The organism is uncultured Blautia sp., assembly GCF_902497045.1.
In the GTDB taxonomy this organism is placed as follows: Bacteria; Bacillota; Clostridia; order Lachnospirales; family Lachnospiraceae; genus Blautia_A.
Genome location: NZ_CABVDF010000081.1, coordinates 1 through 11,167, shown reverse-complemented (window position 1 = coordinate 11,167; position 11,167 = coordinate 1). Strand labels below are relative to the sequence as shown.

Genomic DNA, 11,167 nt, shown 5'->3' with positions numbered 1-11,167 from the left:
CGAAAAAAAATCAGGAACTTCATCAGTTTTTTGCAGGAGTAATCTGTATACTTATCAGCTATATATTAATCTTTATAGCACTTTTGATCGCCGAACTTCATTTGAGCAGTGCTCCAGATGGAGAGAGGATTTTCATTATAGGGTTTTTCTTTTTCAGTATTATGTTCGGCTGACTCCATCCGAAAATCTGGAAGAAACCATAGATCAGGAAGTTGACCGATTTGATCATATCCGCCGGAAAGGAAGAAATACTGCCTGATCCTTGTAATGTATATAAACAATCTCACTGCTGATACAAAAAAACTGCTAAAAAATATTTCTATAAACATTATTATCGCAGATACTGTTATATCCCCCAAAAACAAGTCATCCTTTCTTCCTGTTGCTGTTAACAGCCAGACCGGAAACGGCTTCTTCTTTGACCTTCGCAGCAAACGTCTTTCCTGGTATTTTCATGGCTGTCGGCTGCTGGCACAGATTACTGAAAGCAGAAAATAATTTCTGAGCGAAACATGACCTGATTCAGATAATCCTCATTTTACTTGTGCAGTGTACACAAAGCTTTCTTTATATTTTCGTACTCACTGTACAAAGAACACATATGCTTTTGACAATTTTTTGACAAACCATTGACAAATATTCTTTTTTGTGATAATATTTCATCATCAATTTAAAACGTCTCTGACAACTGACGGAAACGTGGAAAACCACAGGGGAATCAGAGAAGAGTGAAGCCGACCGTCTGGGCAGTATTTGATTTACCTTCAGATACTGCCCTTTTTTTACCAAGGCTTCCGCTTATGAAAGGAGAACAAACTTATGGGATTCAAGAGTGACATCGAAATCGCACAGGAATGCGAAATGAAACCAATTACTGAGATTGCTGCAAAAGCAGGAATCGACGAGAAGTATCTGGAGCAGTACGGCAAGTACAAAGCAAAAATCGACTATAATCTTCTGAAAGAAACTGATAAACCGGACGGCAAACTGATCCTTGTTACCGCTATCAACCCGACTCCGGCCGGCGAAGGAAAAACCACTACTACCGTAGGCCTTGCAGACGGTATGCAGAAACTTGGCAAAAATGTTATGGTAGCTCTTCGTGAGCCGTCTCTCGGACCGGTATTCGGCGTAAAAGGCGGCGCAGCAGGCGGCGGACATGCACAGGTTGTTCCTATGGAAGATATCAACCTTCATTTCACAGGCGACTTCCATGCGATCGGTGCAGCTAACAACCTTCTTGCAGCAATGATCGACAACCATATCTTCCAGGGCAACGCTCTTAACATCGACCCAAGAAAGATCACATGGAGAAGATGTGTTGACATGAATGACCGTCAGCTTCGTAACGTAGTAGACGGACTTGGAGGAAAGACAAACGGAATGCCTCGTGAAGACGGCTATGACATCACCGTTGCTTCCGAGATCATGGCAGTTCTTTGTCTTGCAAGCGATATCAAAGACCTGAAAGAACGTCTTTCCAGAATCATCATCGGATATACATATGGTAAAGTTTCCGAGCAGAAACCGGTAACAGCTGGTGATCTTCACGCTGAAGGCGCAATGACAGCTCTTCTGAAAGATGCCCTGAAACCAAACCTGGTTCAGACACTTGAGCACGTTCCAGCAATCGTTCATGGCGGACCATTCGCAAACATCGCTCATGGATGTAACTCTGTAACAGCTACCAAGATGGCTATGAAGCTTGCTGACTATGCAATTACAGAGGCTGGATTTGGTGCTGACCTTGGAGCAGAGAAATTCCTCGATATCAAATGCCGTATGGCAGGTCTGAAACCAAACGCTGTTGTTGTAGTTGCAACTGTTCGTGCTCTGAAATACAATGGCGGTGTTGCAAAAGCTGACCTTAACAACGAGAACCTGGAAGCTCTTGAAAAAGGTCTCCCGAACCTGCTGAAACATGTAAGCAATATCACAAACGTATACAAACTTCCATGTGTAGTTGCTATCAATGCTTTCCCGACAGATACCAAGGCAGAGCTTGATCTTGTAGAAGCTAAATGTAAAGAACTTGGCGTAAACGTTGCTCTTTCCGAAGTATGGGCAAAAGGCGGCGAAGGCGGAATCAAACTTGCAGAAGAAGTTATCCGTCTTGTAGAAGAGCCAAATGATTTCACATACTCCTATGAGTTGGAAGGCTCCATCGAAGACAAACTGAACCAGATCGTTCAGAAGATCTACGGCGGCAAGAGAGTTGTTCTTACAGCAAACGCTCAGAAACAGGCAAAACAGCTTGAAGATCTTGGATTCGGCAACTGCCCGATCTGTGTTGCCAAAACACAGTACAGCCTTACAGACGACCAGACCAAACTTGGCGCTCCTACAGATTTCGAAGTAACTGTACGTAACCTTAAGATCTCTGCCGGTGCAGGATTTATCGTAGCTCTTACAGGCGAGATCATGACAATGCCTGGTCTTCCAAAAGTTCCGGCTGCAGAAAAGATCGATGTAGACGAAAACGGAAAGATCACAGGTCTGTTCTAATCACGGTCACTCATAGATACTCTATAAGTAATATAAGAAACCCCATCCGGAGTTGAACCCTTTCCGGATGGGGTTTCTGCATTTAAAAGTCTAAAACAATCCTTTCATTGCAGGATAAAGCTTCCTGAATTTCCGGTAGCGCTCCTCATATTTTGCCACCAGCTCCTGATCCGGTTCTACTGTATCTACCACCTGAGCCATTTTTTTAACGATGGTCTCCACATCAGGATATGCACCGCAGCCTACAGCCGCCAGCATAGCTCCGCCCATAGACGGGCCTTCCTCTACCTGAAGGACATCCACTTTCAGGTTCATAACGTTTGCAATAATCTTTTTCCAGAGAGGACTTTTGGCGCCACCGCCGCAGATTTTTGTACGCTGGATATTAATACCCAGTTTTCTGGCAACCTCCAGAGAATCACGAAGCCCAAAAGCCACGCCTTCCAGGACCGCCTGAGTCATGTCGGCTCTTGTAGTGTCCATAGACATGCCAAAGAACACACCTCTTGCATCCGGATTATTGTGCGGAGAACGCTCTCCCATCAGGTACGGAAGGAAAAAAACAGGATTTTCTCCAAGCCTGCTGATCGGAGCCTGTTCTGCTGCAAAATCCTTTGTCTGAAGGATGTCTTCCGCCCACCATTTGTTGCAGGAGGCAGCGCTCAGCATACATCCCATCAGATGATAACTGCCGTCCGCATGACAGAAGGAATGCAGGGCATTATTTTCATCCACCCCAAAATCTTTACTGGAAATAAAGATAGTTCCGGAGGTTCCAAGAGAAATATTGCACTGTCCGTCTCCCACTGTTCCTGTTCCCACAGCAGCTGCCGCATTATCTCCGGCTCCGGCAACAACCTTTACATTTTCAGAAAATCCCAGTTCTTCTGCAATTGATTTTTTCAGGGTTCCCACAACCTCCCAGCTCTCATAAAGCTTCGGAAGCTGTTCCTCTTTTACGCTGCAGATCTCCATCATTTCCTTTGACCAGCAGCGTTTTTTTACATCCAGAAGAAGCATTCCGGAAGCATCAGAAACGTCTGTACAGAAGGATCCGCTCAGACAGTAAGCAAGGTAATCCTTGGGCAGCATGATCTTTGCGATCCTTTCAAATTTCTCAGGCTCATTCTTTTTCATCCACAAAATCTTCGGAGCGGTAAAGCCTGCAAAAGCAATATTTGCAGTATAAGCAGACAATTTATCCTTGCCGATCACATGGTTCAGATAATCCGTTTCCTCCTGTGTACGTCCATCATTCCAGAGAATCGCCGGACGGATTACCTGATCATTTTCATCCAGAGTTACAAGACCGTGCATCTGTCCGCCAAATCCGATCCCGGCTACTTCTTTACGGTCAATATCCTTTGTCAGCTCCTTCATTCCCTCCATGCTCTGTGTAAACCAGTCTTCCGGGTTCTGTTCTGACCAGCCCGGATGAGGAAAGTAAAGAGGATACTCTTTTGATACGATATTACAGATTTTTCCGGATTCCTCCATAAGCAGAAGCTTTACTGCAGAGGTCCCCAGGTCGATTCCTATATAGTACATAGTCTGATTCCTTTCTTTTATTGCAGTCCGATTTTCTGTATATTTTTCTTTAAACTACACATCCCGGGTTTCCCCGGGACGTATATTTCCTGCTGTAAGCAGCGTGTATTTATGTCAGAATTCTATTATGTCAGTATGCGTATCCCCGATTATCCCCATGGATTTTCTGTAGGATATCTTACTCCCTTAGGCTGGTTATAGCCGATTTCCTCAACAGGAACACCAATATATTTAAATACCTCAAACAAAGCCTTTCCATAATGGCCGAAAGCAACTGCACCATGGTGCGGATAGCCTCCCTCGATCAGTACATGGCGGTAAAAACGTCCCATTTCCGGGATAGCAAACACACCGATAGAACCAAAGGATCTTGTGGCAACCGGAAGTACTTCTCCATGCGCGATATAAGCGCGCAGCTTGTTATCTGCAGTGCTCTGAAGACGATAGAAAGTAATATCTCCCGGTTTAATATCTCCCTCAAGAGTACCCTGTGTCACTTCCTCCGGAAGCGCTCTTGCCATGATCATCTGATATTTCATCTCACAGGAAACCAGCTTGCCGGAAGCAGTATTTCCACAGTGGAATCCCATAAAAGTATCTTTCAGAGTATAGTCATATTTTCCTTTAATGGACTCCTCATACATATCCTTCGGAACAGAATTATTAATATCAAGAAGAGTAACTGCATCCTGGCTGACTACTGTTCCGATGAACTCACTTAATGTACCGTAAATATCAACCTCACAGGAAACCGGGATGCCCTGTGCAGTAAGACGGCTGTTTACATAGCATGGAACAAAACCAAACTGTGTCTGGAATGCAGGCCAGCATTTTCCTGCAATAGCCACATATTTGCGGTAACCTCTGTGTTCCTCTACCCAGTCTTTCAGAGTCAGCTCATACTGTGCCAGTTTTGCAAGGATCTCCGGTTTTTTATTTCCTTCGCCAAGCTCTTCTTCCATCTCTTTTACAACAGCCGGAATACGCTCATCTCCCGCATGTTTATTGTATGCTTCAAAAAGATCAAGTTCTGAGTTCTCCTCAATTTCAACTCCAATATTGTAAAGCTGCTTGATCGGCGCGTTGCATGCAAGGAAGTTTAACGGACGCGGTCCAAAGCTGATGATCTTCAGGTTATTCAGTCCCTCGATTGCTCTTGCGATCGGCAGAAACTCATGGATCATGTCTGCGCAGTCCTCTGCGTCTCCTACCGGATACTCCGGAATATATGCTTTTACATTACGAAGCTGCAGGTTGTAGCTGGCATTCAGCATACCGCAGTATGCGTCTCCACGACCCTGGCAAAGGTCATTCTGTGTTTCCTCCGCTGCTGCAATAAACATTTTCGGTCCGTCAAAATGCTTTGCAAGAAGTGTCTCAGAGATTTCCGGTCCAAAGTTTCCAAGATATACGCAAAGAGCATTACATCCTGCTTTTTTGATATCTTCAAGAGCCTGCACCATATGGATCTCACTCTCCACGATACACACCGGACATTCATAGATATCCTCTGCATTATATTTCTTTGAATAAGCTTCTACAAGCGCTTTTCTTCTGTTTACAGAAAGGCTTTCCGGGAAACAGTCTCTGCTGACTGCAACGATTCCTACTTTTACTTCTGGCATGTTATTCATGATTTTTCCTCCATTTTCTTCACTGATATCACTGTAGTTACCTGTGATTTTTTATCATATATTTCACTTAATCAATGGTGATATTTTCACCCTTCAAACCACAAAAAACTCCTTCAATTCCTGCTTCTTCATGGGCGATCAGCCATTTGTTTTTTGCTGTTATCAGCACATCCTCACCGATGTTTCCCGGCTGAAAATTAAGTTCCGTATTCGTCCCTTTCGGAAGAACTACCACACATTGAAAGCCGCTCTCGTTTACATTACACGGAGCATAATGCAGCGTAGTGGCATATACCTCTACAGCTGTCCCTGCCGGAACCAGAAAAGCCTCTATCTTAGCTGTATCATAGGTAAAATCATCCTCAATATCCTTCTGTTCTCCGATCAGTAGAACAAGATCTGCGGCGGCTACATTCACCTCTGAATTTCTGTGATATTCTACTGCGTTCAGCTTTTTATTATGTCCATTACAGTATCCTATCTGAATAGGAAGTCCCCCAAAGGCTCTGTTCTGCAGCTCCTTTGCCACATCCAAGGCTTCCAGTTCATCCACAGAGGGAACATACACAACCTCCTCCGGTACCGGCATGTGCTTCATCTCTTTCAAAAGACCGGTAAAATCATATCCTTCCAGCACTTTTCCGTATTTTCGGAAGGAACTGTCTGTTACCTTTTGAATTTTCATTACGATTCCTCCTTATGCATCTGACTGCATCCTTGCGGAGCGTTTTTCAATAAAAATGTGCTTTATTTTGCAGTAACTTTTCTGCTGCAAAAAAAGCATACCACAAACGGGCATGCTTTTCGTCTCTTTTTTTATCTGATTTACAGCACTTTCTTGACATTTTTATTTTAAGATAAAAAAACGTACTTATTCATTTATATTCTTTCTATTTTTTCCTCTGCGCTCTGTCTCACTTGGAAGAATTCCATATCTTTTTTTGAAATCCTTGGCAAATCCCCTGCTGCTGCAAAATCCATTATCCATGGCAATCTGCCCGATAGTATGGTCTGTATTCAAAAGATCCCGATAGGCATATGCTGTCCGAATATCCTGCAGATATGTCTTAAAATTGACCTTTGCATATTCCCGGAACATTCTGGAAAGATAGGCATCTGAATACCCGAACATCTCTGCCAGATCAGAAAGCTTCAGTTCCTCCCTGTAGTGCTCTCTCATATAGGTCGTTATCCTGGACAAAGAACTTAAATGCCTGTTATGCCGCAGTTCCATCTCTTCTACTTCAGTCACCCGGTACTGTGTCACCATAAGATACAAAAGCTCATAATACAGAGAAATTGTCCTGAAATCGTATCCGTTCCTTCTCTCTGTATATACATTATAAAGCCGCTGTACCAGAGAGATCAGCCGTCGGTCCGAAGGATTCCCACTGTCTGTCTCTCTGTGGATCCCGCCTTCAAAACGGATAAACTGCTGGGCGGTAAAGTAGTTCTCAAACTGCCGCAAAGGAATCTGGATTACAGCTGTTTTGTTTTCCTTCAGTGCATTTACCGAATGGATCTCATTTGCATTCACTATTAAAAGTTCTCCTGCATGAAGAGGATATTTTTCATTATTGATATAAAAAAGTAGTTCGCCCTCCAGCACTGCAAAAATCTCAATAGATGTATGCCAGTGTTTTTCCCTGATATAGTTCCCTCTTCCACCTTCAAATAAAAAAATCTTAAAAGGCAGTCCCTCATTGGGGATGATCAGTTCATGTTGAAATTCCATAGTATCACCTGCTTTGCGCCTTTTTTCATCAGATATGAAACCCGCAGATCACATTTTTTCTCTGTTCATCATAAGAAATGCCACGGCCAGAAGTACCGATGATACCCAGATCGCAGGCAGTCCTACAGAGACAGATACAATTCCTCCCAGACCTGCACCTAAAGCAAACACAAAAATAATCCCATAATAATGAATTGCTTTTTTTAGTGCTCCCGGCTTTTTTTCTCTGATATAAAGAGCCAGACTTTCTGTTCCGCTTCTTAAATTTCCAATACACATGGTACTTGCATAACCATAGCCATGCACCTTTCGAAATGTCTGTACCTGCATGGCACAGGCAAAAGAAACCAGCATAGTAGCTGCCATATTGAAGCTTTTTGGAATGAAACCTGCCAGAAACAGGATTGCAGTCTCCAAAGCCACTACGATCTGTCTCCAGTGAATCTTTTTCGTCTTCTGATACCGATAGCGGATCCCCTCTGCCACCAGAACTCCCAGTGCAAAAGTCACTACAGGAAACAGATAATGAAGCGCCTTTCCCCACTGTCCCATCATAAGATTCTGGCTCATAAGCACCACATTTCCCGTCTGGGCATTTGAAAAAACGCCGTCTCTTACATTATAAGTATACGCGTCCTGAAATCCTCCTGACAATGCCAGAAGAGCGCTGAGCCGAAAAGTTTCTGAGGTTTGATGTCTGATCTTGTCCACTGTACCATCCTCCTGAATCTTTTATTTTTCAGCCCCAGTATACTCCTCTTTTCCCCCCATGTAAAACATCAAATTTTCTGCAGCAGTCAAAAACTTGTAATAAAATATTTACATTATTGGCTGCAAAACCGATATATCGCTTTTGCCACCCCGTCATCTTCATTGGAGGCTGTTATAAAAGCCGCAGCAGCCTTACATGCTTTTGTCCCATTGTCCATCGCAATTCCATATTTCACCGCTTTCAGCATGGAACTGTCGTTATCTGCATCTCCAAAAGCCATGGCTTCTTCCGGAGTTACACCAAGCTGCTCCATAAGATAAAGAAGCGTGTTTCCCTTTCCAGCATTTTTATGTCCGATCTCCAGAAGATGTCCTACAGATGAAGTTACATAAATATCAGGAATTTCCTGCTCCAGCTTTTTCCACAAAGCTTTTTTTATTTCAATATCCCGGCAGACAAATGCCATACTGTCCAGCTCTTCCTGATGTTCCTGTGCAAATTCCTCTATATTTTTTATAGGAATTCTTGTTTCCTTTATATATCTGGCTCCGTACTGTGTAGCCCCATACTTTTCCGGTTCCAGAACGTATGCTTCTTCCGAATAAGGAATACCCTTGATAAAAATCTCCATTACCACATTGGCAGGTCTTTCCATTTTCAATATTTTTACTGCTGATTCTGCCTCCAAAAGGCACTGATAGATTCTTTCTTTTTTGGACACGGAATAAATGACACCTCCGTTTGAGGTGATCACATACTCCACTCCCGGATAATTTTTTATCATATCAGGCACTGCCTTAAACGATCTGCCAGTAGCCGGAATCATATAAATCCCATTACTGATCGCCATATCAAGAGCCTCTCTTGTGACCTTCGACAGTTCTTTTTTATCTGTAAGAAGGGTTCCGTCCAGATCACTGGCAATCAATTTTATCATTTGTCCCCTCTCCTTTCCATGTATTATCCATATCCTGATCTTTATTGTAACTTATTTAAGATTATAAGTACAATACGGATCCCTGCAAAATTTTACCTCTTCCATAATCCTGCAGATATGATAAAATAATATTCAGAATTACCCGTAAGGGCAACAGGAGGCATTTATGAAATTTATATATCCAGCGGTTTTCCGCAAAACTGAAACCGGCACTTATTATGGATTTTTTCCCGATCTGGAAGACTGCCACGCAGAAGGCGACACGTTAGACGATGCCATCGATAAGGCAAACGAAGCTGCTAATGACTGGATTTCTCTGGAACTGTCGGAAGAAGACTGTGACCTCCCCTCTGTCACAGATCCGGAAGATATGAATCTTCAGGAGGGGGATATTGTAAGAAATATTTCTGTAAATATCCGGTTTTACGAAGGCTGGGACGAATAATCGCCCCAGCCTTTTAAAATCCCTCTTTACGCCGCTGTTTCCTCAGCTCATATCTTTTTTCCCCGCCGATCCACTCGGCCCTTTGCGCCTCTGTCTCCACAATAAGACCCGGCACTTCTATTTTTTTATCATTTTCATCTAATGCCACAAGAACTTCATAGGCTCTGTTAATCATCCTTCGAGTTCCGTCTGCATCCTCCGCATAGGTGTCTACGCGAACCTCCATGGAAGTTTTTCCTACATAAGTCATTCTTCCTATCAGTACCACCGTATCTCCCAGATAAGCTCCGGCCTTGAAATTAAGATTATCCACACAGGCTGTTGTTACAATACTCCCTGCATGGCGGTGAGCCACAATTCCGGCCACCTCGTCGATCCACTGCAGTAATATCCCCCCGAACAGCCTTCCATATCCGTTGATATGTTTGGGCATGATAAGGTATGTATTCTCTGTACGGGAATCTTCTACACGCTTCTGCTTTCGCATTTGTCCACCACTTTCTCTTTCTGTCAGATTTTATTCATGCAGCTCCAGAGGCAGTCCGTCCGGATCTTTAAAAAATGTAAATTTTCCGCCGGAAAATTCATCCACTCTGATGGGCTCCATCTCAATTCCCTTTGCCTGAAGCTCTGCGGCTGTTTTTTCGATATCTGTTACTGTAAAAGCCAGATGCCGGAGTCCATATGCCTCGGGAAAATCCGGCCGTTCCGGATGCAGCTTATGTTCCGTATCCTTTTCTGCCGGAGCAAAAATCTCCAGTTCCACTCCATCCAGTTCCAGATCCAGCTTATAATCTCCTCTTTCTTTACGAAAGTTTTCTCTTACAATGTGAAAACCCAGCTTATCCACATAAAACTCTCTGGATTTTTGGTAGTCTGAGACCAGCAGGGCTACATGATGTACCGCTGACAATGCCATATTGTTTCTCCTTTCTCTGCAGATCAATTTTGTATATTCAATTATATATTTTTCTTACAGATATCTTCCAGACAGCATCTGTCACAATGAGGCTTTGTCCGTGCGGTACACACTTCTCTCCCGTGAAATACCAGACGATGACAGAAATCGCTGCCCTCTTCCGGAGGAATGATCTTCCACAAAGCCATCTCTACTTTTTTTGGTTCTTTGATGTTGTCCACCAGACCGATACGGTTTGTCAGACGAATGCAGTGGGTATCTGTTACAATGGCTGGCTTGCCAAACACATCTCCCATGATCAGATTTGCACTTTTCCTTCCCACTCCCGGAAGCTTCAGAAGTTCTTCAAACGTTTCCGGTATATGATCCGCATACTGTTCATGAAGGATCCGCATACAGGCGCTTATGTCCCTGGCCTTACTTTTTCCAAGGCCACAGGGTTTTACGATTGCTTCGATCTCCTCCGGCTGTGCTGCCGCAAGAGAGGCCACATCCGGATACTTTGCATAAAGATCCTCCACTACCACATTGACTCTGGCATCTGTACACTGCGCTGCCAGACGGACGCTTACCAGAAGCTTCCATGCCTGATCATAATCCAGGGTACAGTCTGCATCCGGATATTCGTTTTTCAATCTCTGGATCACCTCCAGAGCACGCTGTTTTTTTGTCATAGGATACTCCTTCTTTTTGTAAAATACTACTTTTTTATAATTCACTTTCCTTTTATTA

General features: G+C 43.6%; 12 protein-coding genes and 1 riboswitch. Of the genes, 2 read left to right on the top strand and 10 right to left on the bottom strand.

Annotated elements, in window-relative coordinates; all coding sequences use genetic code 11:
* Nucleotides 1-65: 65 nt before the first annotated feature.
* Nucleotides 66-434: a hypothetical protein gene (locus tag RDS42_RS07705; protein WP_308783135.1), complete on the bottom strand. Its 369-nt coding sequence runs from the start codon at nucleotides 432-434 to the stop codon at nucleotides 66-68.
* A 240-nt stretch (nucleotides 435-674) separates the two neighbouring features.
* Nucleotides 675-755: riboswitch (ZMP/ZTP riboswitch) on the top strand.
* A gap of 64 nt (nucleotides 756-819) precedes the next feature.
* Here RDS42_RS07705 and RDS42_RS07700 point away from each other — a divergent pair.
* A complete protein-coding gene (locus tag RDS42_RS07700; RefSeq protein ID WP_308783134.1) occupies nucleotides 820-2,505 on the top strand; it encodes a formate--tetrahydrofolate ligase in 1,686 nt (561 codons plus the stop codon).
* Nucleotides 2,506-2,595: 90 nt separating this feature from the next.
* Here RDS42_RS07700 and xylB read toward each other — a convergent pair whose 3' ends face one another.
* From xylB to RDS42_RS07670, 6 genes are all read right to left on the bottom strand, one after another.
* Nucleotides 2,596-4,053 (bottom strand): xylulokinase, encoded by a 1,458-nt coding sequence (gene xylB, locus RDS42_RS07695; protein ID WP_308783133.1) that lies wholly within the window; start codon nucleotides 4,051-4,053, stop codon nucleotides 2,596-2,598.
* 149 nt (nucleotides 4,054-4,202) lie between these two features.
* Nucleotides 4,203-5,687 carry an L-fucose/L-arabinose isomerase family protein gene (locus RDS42_RS07690; protein ID WP_308783132.1) on the bottom strand — a complete coding sequence of 495 codons (1,485 nt, stop codon included), beginning with the start codon at nucleotides 5,685-5,687 and terminating at the stop codon, nucleotides 4,203-4,205.
* A gap of 67 nt (nucleotides 5,688-5,754) precedes the next feature.
* Entirely contained in the window at nucleotides 5,755-6,372 is a 618-nt protein-coding gene (locus RDS42_RS07685; RefSeq protein WP_308783131.1) for a DUF4867 family protein, read from the bottom strand.
* Nucleotides 6,373-6,558: 186 nt separating this feature from the next.
* Complete coding sequence (locus RDS42_RS07680) at nucleotides 6,559-7,422, bottom strand: helix-turn-helix domain-containing protein (RefSeq protein ID WP_308783130.1); 864 nt, start codon at nucleotides 7,420-7,422, stop codon at nucleotides 6,559-6,561.
* A gap of 48 nt (nucleotides 7,423-7,470) precedes the next feature.
* Entirely contained in the window at nucleotides 7,471-8,133 is a 663-nt protein-coding gene (locus tag RDS42_RS07675) for a YoaK family protein (protein ID WP_308783129.1), read from the bottom strand.
* A 113-nt stretch (nucleotides 8,134-8,246) separates the two neighbouring features.
* Entirely contained in the window at nucleotides 8,247-9,071 is an 825-nt protein-coding gene (locus tag RDS42_RS07670) for a Cof-type HAD-IIB family hydrolase (protein WP_308783128.1), read from the bottom strand.
* 166 nt (nucleotides 9,072-9,237) lie between these two features.
* Between RDS42_RS07670 and RDS42_RS07665 the strand changes: the two genes are divergently transcribed.
* A complete protein-coding gene (locus tag RDS42_RS07665) occupies nucleotides 9,238-9,516 on the top strand; it encodes a type II toxin-antitoxin system HicB family antitoxin (RefSeq protein ID WP_308783127.1) in 279 nt (92 codons plus the stop codon).
* Nucleotides 9,517-9,529: 13 nt separating this feature from the next.
* Here the strand turns inward: RDS42_RS07665 and RDS42_RS07660 are convergent, their stop codons facing one another.
* Genes RDS42_RS07660 through nth form a run of 3 tightly spaced genes read right to left on the bottom strand, consistent with a single transcriptional unit; the run spans nucleotide 9,530 to nucleotide 11,109 of the window.
* On the bottom strand, nucleotides 9,530-10,003 hold the full coding sequence (locus RDS42_RS07660; protein ID WP_308783126.1) for an acyl-CoA thioesterase: 474 nt from the start codon (nucleotides 10,001-10,003) through the stop codon (nucleotides 9,530-9,532).
* A 30-nt stretch (nucleotides 10,004-10,033) separates the two neighbouring features.
* Nucleotides 10,034-10,435 (bottom strand): VOC family protein, encoded by a 402-nt coding sequence (locus RDS42_RS07655; RefSeq protein ID WP_308783125.1) that lies wholly within the window; start codon nucleotides 10,433-10,435, stop codon nucleotides 10,034-10,036.
* A 41-nt stretch (nucleotides 10,436-10,476) separates the two neighbouring features.
* Nucleotides 10,477-11,109 carry an endonuclease III gene (gene nth, locus RDS42_RS07650; protein WP_308783124.1) on the bottom strand — a complete coding sequence of 211 codons (633 nt, stop codon included), beginning with the start codon at nucleotides 11,107-11,109 and terminating at the stop codon, nucleotides 10,477-10,479.
* Nucleotides 11,110-11,167 lie beyond the last annotated feature (58 nt).

Coding starts and splice junctions, on each gene's coding strand:
- nth (WP_308783124.1), bottom strand. CDS start 11,109: ATGACAAAAAAACAGCGTGCTCTGGAGGTGATCCAGAGATTGAAAAAC.
- RDS42_RS07690 (WP_308783132.1), bottom strand. CDS start 5,687: ATGAATAACATGCCAGAAGTAAAAGTAGGAATCGTTGCAGTCAGCAGA.
- RDS42_RS07700 (WP_308783134.1), top strand. CDS start 820: ATGGGATTCAAGAGTGACATCGAAATCGCACAGGAATGCGAAATGAAA.
- RDS42_RS07670 (WP_308783128.1), bottom strand. CDS start 9,071: ATGATAAAATTGATTGCCAGTGATCTGGACGGAACCCTTCTTACAGAT.
- RDS42_RS07665 (WP_308783127.1), top strand. CDS start 9,238: ATGAAATTTATATATCCAGCGGTTTTCCGCAAAACTGAAACCGGCACT.
- RDS42_RS07685 (WP_308783131.1), bottom strand. CDS start 6,372: ATGAAAATTCAAAAGGTAACAGACAGTTCCTTCCGAAAATACGGAAAA.
- RDS42_RS07655 (WP_308783125.1), bottom strand. CDS start 10,435: ATGGCATTGTCAGCGGTACATCATGTAGCCCTGCTGGTCTCAGACTAC.
- RDS42_RS07680 (WP_308783130.1), bottom strand. CDS start 7,422: ATGGAATTTCAACATGAACTGATCATCCCCAATGAGGGACTGCCTTTT.
- RDS42_RS07660 (WP_308783126.1), bottom strand. CDS start 10,003: ATGCGAAAGCAGAAGCGTGTAGAAGATTCCCGTACAGAGAATACATAC.
- xylB (WP_308783133.1), bottom strand. CDS start 4,053: ATGTACTATATAGGAATCGACCTGGGGACCTCTGCAGTAAAGCTTCTG.